This is a genomic window from Eisenbergiella sp. OF01-20, assembly GCF_003478085.1.
Taxonomy (GTDB): domain Bacteria; phylum Bacillota; class Clostridia; order Lachnospirales; family Lachnospiraceae; genus Eisenbergiella.
Window position 1 is genome coordinate 25,157 of the sequence record NZ_QUES01000041.1, and the last position, 16,844, is coordinate 42,000.

The following is a 16,844-nucleotide window of genomic DNA, read 5'->3' on the forward strand; positions in this document are numbered from 1 at the left end:
GGCGGGTATTCTTTCATTGCCGCAGGCCGTTTGAAAATGGCTTTTTACCAATGACTGTGAACATACCAAAACAGTGATAATAAGAGAAAAGGCAGCTGCCAGGGTCAAGCCAACTTCAGGTTGCTTGACCTTGGTTCATGTGCTGTTTGTGAGGTATAACGGAGGAAAGATGGAATGTATTAGCATCAGCTTCAAATCCGCACCGGAGGATGTGCGAAAATGTTTTGTTTTTTCCGAAGAGGAAAAAAAGAAAATCCTGGAGCGGACAGGGCAGGCGGTGGTCCTGAATACCTGCAACCGGACGGAGATCTACGCGGCGGGGGAAGAAACCTGCTTTAACCTGCTGGAGAAGCTGCTGGCGGAGAAGGCGGGGATGGAAGAGACGCAGCTGCGCCGGATATCCAGACGGTTTCAGGGGAAAAAAGCGCTGGAGCATTTATACCGGGTTACCTGCGGCATGGATTCCATGGTCCTGGGGGAGGATGAGATCCTGGGGCAGATGCGTCAGGCCTATTTATTTTCCTGTAAGGAAAGCAAACCCGGCTATGAGCTGAATACGGCTTTCCAGGGCGCCCTGGCCTGTGCAAAAAAGATCAAGACGGAAACAGAGATTTCCAAATCTTCCGTATCCATTGCCACGCTGGTTTCCAATGAGGTATTTAAGGCGGAGAACAGGATACCGCGGGGAGAACATGGCGGGGAGGAACGGAAATTACAGGTGCTTCTTATTGGCGGAAGCGGAAAAATGGGAAGCATTATCCTCAAGAACCTGCTGGATCATGGAAGCATCCATGTGCTGGCAACGAAAAGGAACCATGCGGTGGCCGGACAATCCAGAGGGACGCTGACTGTGGTGGATTATGCAGAGCGTTATGCGTATCTGGAGCAGGCCGATGTGATCATTTCCGCTACGGAAAGCCCTCATTATACCCTGACAGCAGGAGAGGCGGCCGGGTATCTGAAGGACGGAAGGGAACGTCTTTTTATAGATATTGCGGTGCCGGCGGATATGGATAAGGAGATCGGTGCCCTTCCCGGCTGCCGGGTGATATCCATAGATGATTTCGAACGGCTGGCAAGCAGGAACAATATCCGCAAGCAGCAGGCCATCCTGGATGCCGGTGAGCTGCTGGCAAAGGAACTGGATACCTTATATAAAACCCTGGCTTTTCATGAAGCAGCCGGAATGCTCGATATCTGGAAGCAAAGATTTACCGGCTGCGGCCCGGATAAAATCCTGTTTTTCTTAAGAGACAGACTGGATGCCGCTTCCTTTGAAGCTGTTCTCAAGGCTTTAGGGGAAATGTGACAGGGCAGTCATACACAGGAGATAAATACCCCGCAGCGGGCCGGCATATGAGGCGGCATTTTTGCGGACAGGGAGGAAACCATGGGATATTTTCCGTTTTTTATGGATATCGGGGGAAAAAAGGGAGTCATACTCGGCGGCGGACAGGTGGCTGCCAGAAAGGTGGAGAAGCTGCTTCCTTTCGGGCCTCTCCTGACTTGTATTGCACCGTCTATAGAGGAAGAAATTCAGGAGCTGTCCCGTTCGGACAAGAAGCTTACCCTGGTGTACCGGGAAGCCTGCGAGGAAGATCTGGCTGGCGCCTGCTTCGTAATCGCAGCTACGGATAAGGAAGAGGTAAACGCCTGGGCGGCCGGATGGTGCAGGGAGCGGAACATACCGGTAAATGTGGTGGATGACCGGGAAAAATGCGGCTTTTTTTTCCCCGCGTTAATTCAGGAAGGGCCGCTGACCATCGGAATATCTACGGATGGGAAAAGTCCGGCGGCCGCATCCTATGTAAGAAAAACGGTAGAACAGGAATTGCCGGAGGGTCTGGGGAATACCATAGAAATATTAGGAAGGTTACGGGAAGTTGTCCGTAAGATGCTGCCGGGTCAGAAAGAACGGGCGGTATGTCTGGAGCGCCTGTTTCTCTACTGCAGGGAACGGGATTTCCGGGTCGGGGAGAAGGAGCTGGAGGAATATCTGACAGGAGAGGGAGAGCAATGACTGCGATCAGAATCGGTACGAGAGGAAGCCGTCTGGCACTGGTACAGACCGGCATGGTGGCACAGGCCCTGCATGCCTGCCTGCCGGATGCACAGATTGAAACGGTAATTATCAAAACAAAAGGAGATAAAATCCTGGATAAACCGTTGGGAGACATCGGGGATAAAGGTCTGTTTGTGTCCGAACTGGAGACCGCTCTTCTGGAAAGGAAAGTGGATCTGGCGGTGCACAGCGCCAAGGATCTGCCTATGAGCCTGGCGGAGGGACTGGAAATTCTGGCTGTGCCGGAAAGGGCGGATGCCAGGGATGTGCTGGTGCAGGTGAGAAAGAAGGATTCGGATCCGGAAGGTGCACAAGAAGGCTTTGCCAGCCTCCCTGCCAATCCGGTTATCGGGACGGGAAGCAAGCGCAGGGAGCTATATGTAAAGGAGCTTTGTCCGGGCGCACAGGTGAAGCTGATCCGGGGCAATGTGGAAACCAGGCTTTCCAGGCTGGAAGAAGGGCTGTATGACGGGATTATTCTTGCCAAGGCCGGACTGGACCGGCTGGGGATCCTGGAGAGGGAAAAGGGACGTTTTCACTTTACGCCGCTGGAGCCTTCCCTTTTTCTGCCGGCGGCCTGCCAGGGAATTATAGCCGTGGAGGGCCGTAAGGACTGGGAGTACCTAGAGGAGATTTCCCGGATCAGCCACAGAGAGAGCCTGCTTTCCTTTGAGGCGGAGCGGCGTGTGCTGGAGGCTCTCCAGGCAGACTGCAGCCAGCCCGCTGCGGCATACAGTGTGATTGAAAAAACGAAAGAAACGGAAAAACTCCGGCTGACGGTGATGTACGGAGGGTGTCAGGTAAAAGGAGAATGGGGAGTGAAGGAGCGGTATGCCCTGGCAGACGCCCTTTCCTCACAAGTGCGGAGAGAACCCTGATGGAGAAGAAAAAAGGAAATGTATATCTGGTAGGTGCAGGCTGCGGGGGAGCGGATCTGATAACGGTCAAAGGCCTTGCACTTCTGCGCCGGTGCGATGTGGTACTATATGACAGCCTTGCGGCAAAGGAGCTGCTGGATCAGGTTCCTCCGGCCTGTGAAAAAATCAATGTGGGGAAGCGTTATGCCGGAAAAGCAATGCCCCAGGAGGAAATCAACCGGCTTTTGGTGGAAAAAGCCAACGAGGGAAAAGATGTGGTTCGCCTGAAAGGCGGGGATCCTTACGTATTCGGAAGAGGCGGCGAAGAGATGCTGGTGCTGCAGGAGGAGGGGATCCCCTGTGAAGAAATCCCGGGCATCACCTCCGCTATTGCAGCGCCGGCCTCCGCCGGGATTCCGGTCACCCACAGGCAGTGCAGCAGAATGGTCACGATTCTCACGGCATCTTCCATTTCCGGCCAAGGAAAGCAGGAGTCACTCACCCCGGTGGATTATAAGGCGCTGGCGGCGCTTCAGGGTACGCTGGTAGTGCTGATGGGCATGCATCATCTCAGGGACCTTGCTGGCAGATTGATAGATGCCGGGAAAAACGGGGATACGCCCGCTGCGGTTATCATGGATGGCGCGACCGACAGGCAGCGCAGTGTCCGTGCCACCCTGGCCACTCTGGCGGATGCGGTGGAGAAAGCCGGCCTGAAGCCGCCTGCAGTCATTGTAATCGGGGAAGTGGCCGCCCTTTGCCTTACAGGAACCTTCATGCCCGGTCCGCCGGGCAACACCATGCATGAAAGCAGCCGGGCCGAATGGCCATCAAGACTGTGGAAGAGGAGCTTTCACAGTAGCGGGGAAACGCAGGGGAGTTTGTCCGGTCTGCGCATTGCGGTGACCGGTACGGAAGGGTTTTCCTCCCGGCTTGCAGAAAAGCTGGAGAAACAGGGAGCGCAGGTCATAGACTGCAGCTTCCTGCGGGCGGTTCCCACGCGGGAGAGCCTCCCGGAGCTGAAAGGATATTCCTGGCTTTGCTTTACCAGCCCAAATGGCGTGGATCATTTTTTCCATAAAATGCGGGAGGAAAAAAGGGATCTCCGTACCCTTATGGGTATGCGTATGGCAGTGATCGGCCCGGGGACGAAGAGCCGTCTGGCGGATTATGGTTTTTATGCGGATCTCATGCCTTTGGTTTATGATGCGGATCATTTGGGAATGGAACTTGCGGAAAGTACGGAAAAAACAGATAACATCCTGCTGTGCAGGGCGAAAAAGGGAAGCCCCTCTCTGCCAGGGCGGTTGGAACAGGCGGGGATCCCTTATACGGATTTCCCCCTGTATGAGCTGGAGGCCGACAGGGAGAAACGCCGGGAAGCGGTTACAAATGCCATGGAAGCGGATTATCTTCTGTTTGGGAGCGCTTCCGGTGTGGATACCTTTTGGGAAGGACTTCTGGAAGAAAAGGCGGAACTGCCGGCGCATGTCAGGCTGGCCTGTATCGGAGAACAATGTGCGGGGAAGCTTCGGGAAGTCCAAAAACGGAATTCCCTTTCCGGCGATATCCTTGTGGCGGAGGAGTTCACCACGGAGGGCCTGATAAGGTGCGTGGCAGACAGGGCGAACGGCCATCAATGCAGTGGAAGCGAAGCTTAACAGGAAAAGGAGAGCAGGATGCAAAGATTCAGACGACTTCGGAAAAATGAAACAATCCGTTCTATGATGCGGGAAACAAGGCTGCATCCTTCGGATTTTATCTACCCCATATTTGTAATGGAGGGAGATAACATAAAAAATCCGGTGGCCTCCATGCCGGGAATTTACCAGTACTCGATTGACCGGCTGGGCGAAATTATGGAGGAAGTGAAGAACAGCGGTATCTCCGGTGTGCTTTTGTTCGGTATTCCCGCATGCAAGGACGAGCTGGGAACCCAGGCTTATGCCAGGGACGGGATTACCCAGAGAGCGGTAGCGTATATTAAGGAAAACTATCCGGATATTTATTGTATTGTGGATGTCTGCCTTTGTGAATATACCTCCCACGGACACTGCGGTGTGGTGAAGGACGGCAGGGTATTGAATGATGAGACACTCCCGCTGCTTGCAAAGATGTCGGTCAGCCTGGCGGAAGCCGGAGCGGATATGATCGCCCCTTCCGATATGATGGACGGACGGGTGGCGGCTATCAGGGAAGCGCTCGATCAGAACGGATTTACAGACATTCCCATTATGGCCTACAGCGCGAAATTCGCCTCTGCCTATTATGGACCGTTCCGTGATGCCGCGCATTCTGCGCCGGGCTTCGGGGACAGGAAGAGTTACCAGATGGATTTTGCCAACGGGCAGGAAGCCCTTCGGGAGATATATTCCGATATCCAGGAAGGCGCCGATGTGGTTATGGTGAAACCGGGGCTGGCCTATCTGGATGTGCTGAAGGAAGCGGCTATGACGGTGAGTCTTCCTCTGGCGGTTTATAATGTGAGCGGCGAATATTCCATGGTAAAGGCGGCTGCGGAAAACGGCTGGATTGACGAGAGACGGATCGTTACGGAAAACCTGACGGCAATGAAACGGGCCGGGGCCAAGATTATCATCACGTACCATGCGCTGGATATGGCAAAATGGCTGGCTTAGGAACGGTTACGTTCCTTGATAGAAAGGCAGGAAAAAACATTGACAAAATCGGAAGAATTATTTGAACGCGCCGGAAAGCTGATGCCCGGCGGGGTGAACAGCCCGGTAAGGGCGTTCCGGGCCGTGGGGAGAACCCCCTTTTTTGTGGAAAGGGCAAAAGGTGCCTATCTTTTCGATGCGGACGGCAACCGGTATCTGGATTATGTATGTTCCTGGGGACCCGGAATCCTGGGCCATGCGGTGCCTTCTGTGGTGGAAGCGGTACAGAAGGCTTGTGAGAACGGCCTGACCTTCGGTGCCCCTACGGAAAAAGAGGTGGAGCTTGCGCAGCTTATACAGTCCTGTGTGCCGTCTATGGAAATGATGCGTCTTGTCAACTCCGGCACAGAAGCCGTGATGAGCGCAGTCCGCGCAGCCAGGGGCTTTACCGGACGGGAAAAAATTATCAAGTTTACCGGCTGTTATCACGGTCATTCCGACGGCCTTCTGGTTAAAGCCGGTTCCGGCCTGATGACCGGTTCCGTGCCAGACAGTGCCGGCGTTCCCGCAGGCTATGCGGCGGCGACTCTTCTGGCAGAATATAACGATATAGCTTCGGTACGCAGGCTGCTGGAAGAAAATAAAGAGCAGGTAGCCTGTATCGTGGTGGAACCGGTGGCTGCCAATATGGGTGTGGTCCCCCCGGAAGAAGGCTTTCTCGCTTCCCTGCGCGAAGCCGCGGACGCACATGGCGCCCTGCTTGTTTTCGATGAGGTTATCACCGGCTTCCGGTTGGGTCTTAGCGGTGCGCAGGGGTATTATGGTGTGACACCGGATCTTTCCACCTTTGGAAAGATTGTGGGAGGCGGGATGCCCCTTGCGGCCTACGGCGGACGCCGGGATATCATGTCCTGTGTGGCTCCCTGCGGAGCCGTTTACCAGGCCGGGACCCTGTCCGGAAACCCTGTAGCCGTGACAGCGGGTACGGAAATGCTGAAGCTGCTGATTGCCCATCAGGAAATATATGAACAGATCGATCAAGCAGCAGCCCGTCTGGAAGCAGCCTACCGGGAAATTGGCCTTATGGTGAACCGGGTGGGTTCCCTTCTTTCCCCTTTCTTTACCGGGGAAAAAGTACGGGATTACCGCAGCGTTATGACGGCGGATACCGGTGCGTTTGCCCGGTATTTCGGGTGGATGCTGGAAAAGGGTGTCTATGTGGCTCCTTCCCAGTTCGAGGCTATGTTTGTTTCGGCAGCCCATACGGAAGAAATGATCGGGATGACCTGTGATTTGATCCGGGAATATGGGAAAAGGCACGCTATCCTTTTATAGAACCGACAAATACCCCTTTGACGAAATATTTCTGAAGAAAAGGATAAATGCATAATATAGGAGCGGTTACAATAACGGTAATACAATATTTTACCAGCTCCCGATAGGCGGCGGCTCCCTGGACACTGTTAATGGATACGCCGCCGGCACTTCCCACGGATGACATGGTGGAATCGTTCATGACGAGGATTTCTTTTAATAAAAGCTGTAAAGGGTACAGATTCCTGTCCTTCAGCAATACCATCGCATTGAACCAGGAGTTCCAGTTCCCCACCATATAGTAGAGAAAAATGACGGCCAGCACCGGTTTGGAAAGAGGAAGAATCACATGGAATAATATTTTGGCTTGCGACGCGCCGTCAATGACGGCGGCTTCTTCCAAATCATAGGGAAGAGACTGGAAACCGGTTCTCAGCAAAATCATGTTCCAGGTATTGAGGGCGGTTGGAAGGATCATAGCCAGCATATTATTATACAGCCCAAGATTTTTCATCATTAAAAACCAGGGAATCAGTCCGCCGCCGAAAAACATGGTGATGGTAATAAAGATCATAACCGGTTTTTTCAGGAGAAGATTTCTTCTGGACAACGTGTAAGCGCCCATCACCGTAAAAGCCATATTCAGGAGCGTCCCCAGCCCCACATAAACGAAAGTATTACGGAATCCAATCAGTATACTGTTATCCCTGAATACAAGCTGGTAGCCGCTCAGGGTAAATCCCAGCGGCCTCAGGAGCAGCCCTCTGTGAGCGATCAGTTCCGTTGGATTGCTTACGGATGCAAACAGAACATGCAGCATGGGATACAGGCAGATTATAGTCAGAAAGGTTAGAAAGGAATAATTTAAAAAATGGAAAATCACATTTGCCGGGTTCCATCTGCCCGCGGAACGTCTTTGTTTCTTCTTTTTCAAGCCCCTACCTCCTAAAAAATACTGATTTCGGAATATTTCCGGGATATTTTATTTGTGGTCCATAAAAGCAGGAAATTGACGACAGAGCTAATCAGCCCCACGGCTGTTGCAAAGCTGTAGCTGGCTTCCTGCAGCCCCCGTCTGTAAATATAGGATGCAATCACATCGGCTGTTTCATAGGTGAGCGGGTTATAAAGCAAAATGATTTTTTCATGGCCGGATGCCATTAATCCGCCGACGGCAAAAATGAACAGGATAATGATGGTAGGGCCGATCTGCGGCAGGGTAATATGCCACATTTTTCGAAAGCGGCCTGCTCCGTCTATATCGGCAGCTTCATAAAGGCCAGGATCGATGGAACTCATGGCAGACAGATAGATGATACTGTCCCAGCCGATATTCTGCCAGATTCCGGAGAAGGTATACAGCGGCCGGAACATATGGGTATATCCCAGCAGTGACGCATGTTCCGTTCCGGTAATAACGTTTACAAGCTGTGTCAGTATACCGCCGGATTGTGTGAAAATATGTATCAGCCCGCAGATAACAATAAGAGAAATGAAGTGGGGCATATACGTTATAGTTTGCACAAGCCTTTTAAATTTCATATTCTTCACTTCATTTAAAAGCAGGGCGAGCAGGATCGGTGCGGTAAAACCGAATCCAATTCCCCATAGATTAAGCATAAAGGTATTTTTTACGGTACGGAAGAAATAGGGGCCGGTTAAAAATTCTGTGAAATATTTCATACCAACCCATTTGCTGCCGGAAAATCCCAGAAGCGGTTTATAGTCTTTAAAGGCTATCAGGATACCCCACATGGGGGCATAGCAAAATAGGAGATACCAGATAAGAACGGGCAGAATCAGCAGATAGGCAAAGTAATTTTTCTTAAAGTCCTTTTTCCATTCGGCCCCGGAGGGAAAGGGCCGAATGGAACCGGAGGACTGTTTCTTTGTTTTTTTCATATTTCCTCCAACTCATGATAAGATTAATGGTTCGAAAAATCAGTTCTTATCTTGCATTGTAACGATCCAATGCGTTCTGCCAGATATTTATAAATTCATCCATTCCCTGCTGTTTTGCCTTTTCCAGAAATTCGTCATAGGCATCTACCGGAAGCTGGCCCATAATGATCTTCGAGAAATATTCATTACGCATGGTGGAGAGTACGGTCCCCAGTTCGCCTTCCCGTGCGCTTTCCTCCGGAGTCAGCGTTACGGGCGGCATGGTAACGGAGGAATCCATATTTTCCGTCCAATACTGCCGTATTTCACCGGAGTAACTGCCTTCTGCGGTAATCAGAGGGTTAGAATGATGCTCGTCTCGTATGTCTGCAAAATCGTGAATACGATATTTCCAAATCAGGTTGCTTACCGGCTGGTTATCGGGATCATTGTACATCAGGCCATCCGGATTATAATAGGGCATACCGTTTTCATCGATCAGATGGACATCTCCGTAGGAGCCGAAGTTATAGATTTCCCATCCTTTTTTCGTATAGGCAAAATCCAGAAAAGCCATGGCTGCTTCCACATTTTCGCATTGCGTGGTTATGGCGGCATTGGAGCCGGAACGCTTGAAATTACGGTATGTCTGACGGGAGGTGTCGCCTTTGTTTAACACAGGATTAAGTGCGGCTACGAAATCGATGCCGTTATCTTCTTTCCAATAGCCCCACATGGTATCGGGGGAGTCCATCATAACCGCACAGTCATCGGAAACCGCTTCCGCCATCCGCTGGTTAAAATCCGCGGTAGCCCAGTCCGTATTCAGCAAACCTTCCTGATACCATTGCTGCATGGTAGAAAGGTATTCCTTTGCATTTTCCTGCGCAGGACCCCAGCCTACCTTACCGTTTTCATCCACAAAGGTCCAGTCCCATACGCCGTAGGCTCCGTTAATAATACCGGTGAAAATCTGCCCGTAGGTAGAACCGTAATTGAGCGGCTGGGAATAGCCGGCTTCCTTGCAGGCAGTCAGAAAATCGTGCAGCTCGTCCACGGTTTCCGGAACAGGCAGACCGGTCTTGTCCAGGGCTTCCTGTTTGATAAGAAGGCCAAACCAGCACCATTCATTGTATGGCGCAATCCCATAAACCGCCCCGATAATGCCTTCATCGGAAACCGTTGTTTTACGTCGTTCTTCGTCAGAATTTCTCCATGCAGAGTAATTAGGCATATATTTATCTGCGAGATCTGTTAAGTCAAGATAAGCACCTTCGCTTATTCCGGCTGTAATTCCTCCGGTATACCGTCCGGCATCGATGATAATGTCCGGCAGGTCGCCGCTGGCGATCATGAGATTAAAGTCTGTGGATTCTTCACCCAATGTTGGAACAATGAAGTTAAGCTTGATACCGGTCAGTTCTTCCACCTGCTTGAATACACGCTGATCATTGATATCGGGGCAGACAGAAGACAGAATAGAATTGCTGGGCATCCAGATATCCAGGGTTACGTCTTCCTTATAGGGATACGCGGCGTAATCACTGGGGATTGTCTCTTCAAAAACATCTCCCAGATAAGAATCATTCAATGTGGTGTTCACCATACGGATTTCTTCTTCCGTGGGCGCCTTATTTCCGCGCAGGGTGCCAAGGCTCTCCTCTTCCTGTCCATTCGCGGATGGACTGCTGCCGGCGCTTGTCCCGATGGGTTCTGTTTCTGCCGGAACAGTGTCTGCTTTTGCACATCCGGGCAGAACGGAACATACAAATCCGACTGCAAGAAGCAGACTTACGAGTTTCTTTTTCATAGTGTTTCCTCCTTAATGGAATAGATATGTTTGTTATATGGAGTCATGAGGGCGGTTCCCCTCTTTCCATCCTTATCCGTGAGAAGTTACGTTTGGGTCGCACAGGGGTGTCCCGGCAGCATTTCTCGCTCCCTTTTCCGCGGCTTCCGCGACTCTTACCAAAGTCATGAAATACGCCTGATTTTCAGGTGACAATCGTTTGAAAATATCGATGGCTTCATTGATAATCATTGTGTCCATATGTATCACCTCAATTTATTAATTATGTGATAAAGTAATAACACTAAAATTATAATTCGTCAAGTTATTTCATTAATTCTGTGATATTTGCGCAGACATTTTCTTGAAATGGTATATTTATCCCGAGACTGCCGGGACAGATATCGGCAAACAAAAAATCGGCATTGTATCCGGGAAGCAGCAGTGTGCAGGTTTTTTGCAATTCCGGATAGGTAAAGTCGGTAATCCCATTAAGCTTATTCCTGACTGTCGCTTCATTGACTTCAAGAAAGTCTGCATATTGATGCATTGATATCCCCTTTTGCTGAAGTACAGTTATCAGATTAGTTAACATAAAGGCTCCTTCCTACCCATGAGGGTAATTTTTATTTAATTATATACCCTTGGACATAATTTTACAAGCTAAAATTACGACCAAGGGTAATTTGTTCTTGCTATTTTTACCATGACATGATAGAATGCATCAAGGACGGAGGTAAAAAGCAGTGGAATTTTTAGATAAGTTAAATTATTTAATGGAAGAAAATCATTTGAATAAACATACATTGTCTAAGGCATGTAATATCCCCTATACTACCATTGACGGCTGGTATAAAAAGGGGTATGAGGGGCTGAAGCTCACATCGTTACGCAGACTGTCGTGCTTTTTCGGAGTATCCCTTGACTTCTGGATTAATGACAGGGATCCGGCTGATGTACGATCAGAAGTAAAACAGAAGGCAGTTATGCAGATAGACAGGCTGAATGAGGAGGAGGCACAAGCGGTTCTTGCCTTCCTTAACTCCCTGAAAGAGGTGGAACAGCTTTTAGGAAACAGGGAGTGAGCGTTAGAAACAGCCAAAATCTGTCTGTATTGTTTCAACCGTAATTATCCCGGGCGCATGGATCAATATTACATCTTGCCTTTTTATATTGTTTGTGATAGTTTTATGTTACAACATACATAGGGGGTATTTTATGATTCACCGTTTAAAGGAAATCCGTAAGGGGCTGGGGTTTAACCAAACAGATTTTGCCAAACATTTGGGGATTACTCAGACGGCTTATTCCATGATTGAGAACGGCAACCGCCCTTTAGCTGATAAATATGTAAAGATAATATGTTCTGTTTTTAATGTGAATGAAAAGTGGTTTCTGAATGGGGAGGGGGATATGTTCCTGGCTTCCCCTTATGAGAAGGAATTTGCGGAAATATTCGGCCGCCTGGCTCCGGAAACACAACAGTTCCTTATGCTGATGGCCAGGGAACTTCTGATAACCCAGCAGAAGCTTCTTGATGCAAAGGGCAAAGAGGAATAGTATGGGACAGGTATTCCCGGGGATATTTCTTAAAACAGAGGGCGCAGTACAGATTGGGAAGAGGACGGGATGGAAGAGAGAGGAAAGAGAAGATTTTCATTTATCCATGCGGGCGGAGGCTGTTTCACCAATAGCCTGGGGATTACCGGTATAGGGGATCCTTTTGTGCTGAAAACAGACAGAAATTGTTATTATCTGTATTGTACATCGGCACCGGATGGCTTTTTCTGCTGGAAATCACGGGATATGGTGCATTGGACGGATAAGAAAAAGTGCTATAGCCGTGATGATAACAGCTGGGGCGTAGACAGATTCTGGGCCCCGGAGGTGGTGCTGTATGAAGGAAACTATTATATGTTTTATACGGCCGGAAACAGGGAAGGGAGCCTGCGTATCGGGTTGGCGGTATCGGATGTGCCCGAAGGGCCTTTTCGGGACAGGGCAAAGGAACCGTTATTTGATTTCGGCTATGCAGCCATTGATGCCAATGTCCTGATAGATAAGGATGGTTCCAAGTATTTGTACTATTCCAGGGATTGTTCGGAAAATGTGGGATCGGATGGGATTCACAGAAGTGAAATATATGGCGTTCGGCTGCGTGATGATCTGCTTGCAACAGAGGGCGGGGAAAGCAGGCTTCTTACGCCGGAGCAGGACTGGGAGCTTGTATCCGGGAACCCTCTGTGGAATGAGGGGCCGGAGATGATAGCATATAAAGGGAATTATTATCTATCTTATTCGGCCAATTGCTTTGCCGACGGTTCGTACTCGCTGGGATATGCGGTCGCAACGAATCCTCTGGGTCCATTTGTGAAGGCGGAGGAAAACCCGATCCTAAGCTCTTACTTTAGAACGGATGTTTCGGGAACGGGACATCACAGCTTTACCTGGTCACCGGATGACACGGAACTTTGGGTGGTATATCACTCCCATACGGATCCGGCACAGGGGGGCGGTGACCGGAAGGTGAATATGGATCGGGCAGGTTTCTCAAAAGAAGGAAAATTATATGTGAACGGTCCGTTGACCTCTTTACAGCCGGCGCCTTCCGGATCCCGAATGGTAAACGTTACCCGTAGGTTTTCGGCCGAAGCAGGGGGAAGGAAGATGCCGGGCCTGACAGATGGGATTGCATGTGTATATGAAGGAAATGATGGCAGCGGGTTGGAATTACCGGCAGAAGAGGGGAAAGTGACGGTTATCCTTAAGGCGGCGGAACCGGTGGAGATGAACGGTATTGCTGTTTTCCCTGGCAAAGACGGATTTATGGGGATGGTATCCTTGAAGCTTATGGTGAATGGGGAAATGCTGTCTGATATATATGAATTAAATAGGGCGCATCAGATCCCTCTCATTCTGTCGTTTCAGACAATTGAAGTAAGAGAAATGGAGATCGTCATTCATGTGCGGGAAGGCATAAAAAGCGTAGGGCTTTCCGAGATAACGGTGCTAAAGGAAGACAGACAGGATACCGCAGATGATGCGGAAAATGAGTAACGGAGAATGAAGTATGTAAATGGAATGGCAATACATACTTCATTTCTTAATTTTAGGAATAACAGAAGTATGCATTTGTAAAATTATACATCGTAATACGGCAATTTTCAAGTGGGAAGACCATGCTGCAGTATATTTATCTGTTAAATTGCAGATAAAACAATAATTATGTAGTTAACAGTGCGTTAAGGAATCAGAGACAGGCGGAAACAGCGGAATGAGGAATAGTGCATGAATATAGGGAAATACAGAGAAAGAGTAAAACAGGCCATGGAGCCTATACTGCTACCGGAACAGAAGTCCCGGTTTGAGGAGTATTACACCAAAAAGGCGTTCCGGATAGAGCGTAACATGGCCGCGGCTATTATTATCATGCAGACGTGTATGATGCTGATTTTCATCTTCCGTGATGGAGGCCCCTTTCTTTCAGCCAGAAGAACCGGTTATTTTTCCCTTTACGGGTTTCTGATGGCAGCAACGGTTTGCTTTCTGGCAGCCTATCTTACCTGTTTTAAAAAAGAAAATTATCATTCCATCGTTATATTGAGGCGGATATATATCGGTATTATGTGTATTTGGGGGATGGGGATTACTGTGCTGGATCAGATCGGCGGTAATACAATTGGGGTTTACTGTTATCTGATACCTACCATTGCGGCGCTGCTGCTGCTTGAGCCGGTGGAAAGCATTGTGGTTTTTTGTACCAATTGGGGGATTTTGGTCCTTATTCTGGTAGTCACGGGTGTGAATCCGGAAAATCTGTTCAGCAATGTGATCAACGGCACCTTTGTAACCTTCCTGTCTGTTTTTATTTCCATCCGCTATAACCGGAGTGTGGAAACAGAATTCCGGGACAGGGAAATCATTGCCATGCAGTATGAGAAAATACGGAAGGCAAATGATCAGCTGCATGAGCTTGCCTTTACGGATCAGCTGACCGGGCTTCATAACCGGCGCTATTTAATGGAACAGGTATTCGGGCAATTTGAGGAATTCAGAAGCAAGGATTATTTTCTGGAAATGATAATGGTGGATATCGATTTTTTTAAGCAGTTCAATGATACCTACGGACATCTGGAAGGGGATGTATGCCTGAAAAAGATCGCATCTATTCTGGAGGAATATGACCGGAAGGAAGGGACTGCGGCTGTCCGATATGGCGGGGAAGAATTTCTTGTTGTGCGGATAACCGGACAGCGTGAGGGGGCTTACCGGCCGGAAGAGGAACTGATGGAACAGATAAAACAGGCTAATATTCCCAGAGAGGACACGGTTTGGAAACGAGTAACGGTAAGCATGGGTATCTGGAAGGGTCTTATGAAAGAGCTGGATTCCGTAGAAAGCGCAATCCGGTATGCGGATAAGGCGTTATACCATGCAAAATCGGCAGGAAGAAATTGTATTTACCGGTATGGACAGGAGGAAAGCGGCGGGAAATAACCGGGGAGAAAGGACAGGATAGTCAGCAGTATGGCAAGGATTATGGTGGTGGAAGATGAAAAGCAGATGCAGGATATCCTTGCGGAATACATGCGCCGGGGCGGCCACAGCTGCGTGACTGCGGAGGACGGAGTGGAAGCGCTGGCGCTGCTGAAGCAGGAAAATGCGGATCTGCTGATCCTGGATGTGATGATGCCTCATCTGGACGGGTTTACGGTATGCAGGCTGGTGAGGGAACGAAGCGGTATCCCCATTATCCTGCTCACGGCAAAAGCAGAGGAGGAGGATAAGCTGAAAGGATATGAATACGGCGCGGACGATTATATGACAAAACCGTTCAGCCCCAGGGTTCTTTTGGCAAAGGTGAATGCCCTTCTCCGGCGGACCAGTGCCTCAGCCCTGGAGGCAGAGGCTTTGAGTGCCGGTAAAATCACCCTGATGCCGGCCGCCCGCAAGGTCTATGTGGATGGGCAGGAGGCAGTCCTGACCCATCTGGAATATGAACTCCTTTTCTTCTTTTTAAGCAATCCGGGACTGGTTTTTACCAGAGAACAGCTACTGGATCGGATATGGGGATATGATTTTGCAGGGAACAGCCGTACGGTGGATACCCACATTAAAACGCTCCGCCAGAAGCTGGGGAGTGAAGGCCGGTGGATTGTGACGCTGATCCGTTCGGGATATAAATTCGAGGTACGCAGATGAAGCTTTGGATGTGGTGCAGAAAGAATTTTGGCCTTCAGACTATCCGTAAGAGGATATTTCTCCTCTCCAAACTGTGCGGCGGTGTTATTGTCCTTTTTTACCTGTTGACTTCGGGCCTGCCGGTAGGGCAGGGTGCCGCTTTTCTGATCTGGTTCCTGCTGATGCTGGGAGTGATTCTGCTGGTGGATTATCTGTTGGGACGCTTTATTACCAGGCCGGTGGACGAGCTTAATGAGGCGGCGGCCCATATGGCGGAGCTGGATTTTTCCAGGCCCTGCGGGCTGAAGGGTACCGATGAGTTCGGTATGCTTTCCCATAACCTGAATACGATGGCGGATAATCTGCAGAAAGCGCTTTCCCAGCTGGAGGAGGCAAACGGCCGTCTGGAAGCGGAGGTGGATCAGGAAAAAAGAAGAGTGGCGGAGCACAAGGATCTGGCGGATCATCTTTCCCATGAAATGAAAACGCCCCTGGGCATTATCCGCGCGTATGCGGAAGGGCTGCAGGATACGGGGGAAGAGGAAAAAAGAAATCGGTATATACAGGTTATCATAGGGGAAACGGAACGGATGAACCGTATGATAACCTCTCTTCTGGAGCTGTCCGCCATGGAGGCCGGCGCGGCCCGGCTTACATGCGGGCTGATTGGATTTGTGGAGTTCACCGAAACGGAGGCGGGAAGGCTCCTGATGGATCTTCCCTCAAAGGAATTTGTGCTGGAATACCGTCTGCCCGCAGAAGAATACCAGGTATGGGCGGATAAAGGCAAAATGGAACAGGTTCTGGACAATCTTATCGGAAATGCCGGAAAGCATGTGTGCCCGGGAGGAATCATCCGCGTGACACTGGATAAGGAAGAGGAATATCTGCGTTTCGGGGTGTATAACCAGGGAGAAAGCATCGGGGAAGAGGAGCTGTCCAGGATCTGGGATAAGTTTTACCGTATCGGAGGAAAGCGGACACAAGGGGCCGGGCTTGGCCTTGCTATCGCTGCCGGAATACTCAAGCTGCATGGCTGGCAATATGGAGCACGGAATAGGGAGGAGGGTGTGGAGTTTTATTTTTATGCGCCTTTGCATCATGCCCTCGGCTCGTCGAAATGTCCGATCTGATGGTCTGAA

17 protein-coding genes are annotated in these 16,844 nt (G+C 50.0%); 12 read left to right on the top strand and 5 right to left on the bottom strand.

From position 1 onward, the window contains the following. Nucleotides 1-169: 169 nt before the first annotated feature. From hemA to hemL, 6 genes are all read left to right on the top strand, one after another. The gene (gene hemA, locus DXA36_RS28200) at nt 170-1,309 is read left to right on the top strand and encodes a glutamyl-tRNA reductase (protein ID WP_118682604.1); all 1,140 of its coding nucleotides are present in this window, start codon (nt 170-172) and stop codon (nt 1,307-1,309) included. A gap of 81 nt (nt 1,310-1,390) precedes the next feature. Next, nucleotides 1,391-2,020: a precorrin-2 dehydrogenase/sirohydrochlorin ferrochelatase family protein gene (locus tag DXA36_RS28205; RefSeq protein WP_118682628.1), complete on the top strand. Its 630-nt coding sequence runs from the start codon at nt 1,391-1,393 to the stop codon at nt 2,018-2,020. Beyond that, nucleotides 2,017-2,940 (top strand): hydroxymethylbilane synthase, encoded by a 924-nt coding sequence (gene hemC, locus DXA36_RS28210; RefSeq protein ID WP_182479296.1) that lies wholly within the window; start codon nt 2,017-2,019, stop codon nt 2,938-2,940. The genes DXA36_RS28205 and hemC overlap by 4 nt, the downstream gene beginning before the upstream one ends. Continuing rightward, on the top strand, nt 2,940-4,580 hold the full coding sequence (cobA, locus tag DXA36_RS28215) for a uroporphyrinogen-III C-methyltransferase (protein ID WP_182479297.1): 1,641 nt from the start codon (nt 2,940-2,942) through the stop codon (nt 4,578-4,580). The genes hemC and cobA overlap by 1 nt, the downstream gene beginning before the upstream one ends. Before the next feature lie 18 nt (nt 4,581-4,598). Further along, complete coding sequence (gene hemB, locus DXA36_RS28220) at nt 4,599-5,558, top strand: porphobilinogen synthase (protein WP_118682607.1); 960 nt, start codon at nt 4,599-4,601, stop codon at nt 5,556-5,558. Between the two features lie 39 nt (nt 5,559-5,597). Next, complete coding sequence (hemL, locus tag DXA36_RS28225; protein WP_279221569.1) at nt 5,598-6,872, top strand: glutamate-1-semialdehyde 2,1-aminomutase; 1,275 nt, start codon at nt 5,598-5,600, stop codon at nt 6,870-6,872. Here hemL and DXA36_RS28230 read toward each other — a convergent pair. The 5 genes from DXA36_RS28230 to DXA36_RS28245 form a co-directional block, all read right to left on the bottom strand. Continuing rightward, complete coding sequence (locus DXA36_RS28230) at nt 6,859-7,785, bottom strand: carbohydrate ABC transporter permease (RefSeq protein ID WP_118682608.1); 927 nt, start codon at nt 7,783-7,785, stop codon at nt 6,859-6,861. The genes hemL and DXA36_RS28230 overlap by 14 nt on opposite strands. 11 nt (nt 7,786-7,796) lie before the next feature. After that, a complete protein-coding gene (locus DXA36_RS28235) occupies nt 7,797-8,753 on the bottom strand; it encodes an ABC transporter permease (RefSeq protein WP_118682609.1) in 957 nt (318 codons plus the stop codon). A 46-nt stretch (nt 8,754-8,799) separates the two neighbouring features. Further along, nucleotides 8,800-10,542, bottom strand: a complete 1,743-nt coding sequence (locus DXA36_RS28240) for an extracellular solute-binding protein (RefSeq protein ID WP_118682610.1) — start codon at nt 10,540-10,542, stop codon at nt 8,800-8,802. A gap of 72 nt (nt 10,543-10,614) precedes the next feature. Beyond that, nucleotides 10,615-10,782: a hypothetical protein gene (locus DXA36_RS33190; RefSeq protein ID WP_182479298.1), complete on the bottom strand. Its 168-nt coding sequence runs from the start codon at nt 10,780-10,782 to the stop codon at nt 10,615-10,617. Nucleotides 10,783-10,846: 64 nt separating this feature from the next. Next, entirely contained in the window at nt 10,847-11,071 is a 225-nt protein-coding gene (locus DXA36_RS28245; RefSeq protein ID WP_243114765.1) for a DNA-binding protein, read from the bottom strand. A 196-nt stretch (nt 11,072-11,267) separates the two neighbouring features. Here DXA36_RS28245 and DXA36_RS28250 point away from each other — a divergent pair, with 196 nt between their 5' ends. From DXA36_RS28250 to DXA36_RS28275, 6 genes are all read left to right on the top strand, one after another. Then, complete coding sequence (locus tag DXA36_RS28250) at nt 11,268-11,606, top strand: helix-turn-helix domain-containing protein (protein ID WP_118682612.1); 339 nt, start codon at nt 11,268-11,270, stop codon at nt 11,604-11,606. 133 nt (nt 11,607-11,739) lie between these two features. After that, a complete protein-coding gene (locus DXA36_RS28255; protein ID WP_118682613.1) occupies nt 11,740-12,081 on the top strand; it encodes a helix-turn-helix domain-containing protein in 342 nt (113 codons plus the stop codon). A 69-nt stretch (nt 12,082-12,150) separates the two neighbouring features. Further along, a complete protein-coding gene (locus DXA36_RS28260) occupies nt 12,151-13,578 on the top strand; it encodes a glycoside hydrolase family 43 protein (protein ID WP_118682614.1) in 1,428 nt (475 codons plus the stop codon). Between the two features lie 231 nt (nt 13,579-13,809). Continuing rightward, on the top strand, nt 13,810-15,018 hold the full coding sequence (locus DXA36_RS28265) for a GGDEF domain-containing protein (protein ID WP_118682615.1): 1,209 nt from the start codon (nt 13,810-13,812) through the stop codon (nt 15,016-15,018). Between the two features lie 30 nt (nt 15,019-15,048). Further along, the gene (locus tag DXA36_RS28270) at nt 15,049-15,723 is read left to right on the top strand and encodes a response regulator transcription factor (protein ID WP_118682616.1); all 675 of its coding nucleotides are present in this window, start codon (nt 15,049-15,051) and stop codon (nt 15,721-15,723) included. Further along, the gene (locus DXA36_RS28275; RefSeq protein ID WP_118682617.1) at nt 15,720-16,835 is read left to right on the top strand and encodes a sensor histidine kinase; all 1,116 of its coding nucleotides are present in this window, start codon (nt 15,720-15,722) and stop codon (nt 16,833-16,835) included. Before DXA36_RS28270 ends, DXA36_RS28275 begins: the two co-directional genes overlap by 4 nt. Nucleotides 16,836-16,844 lie beyond the last annotated feature (9 nt).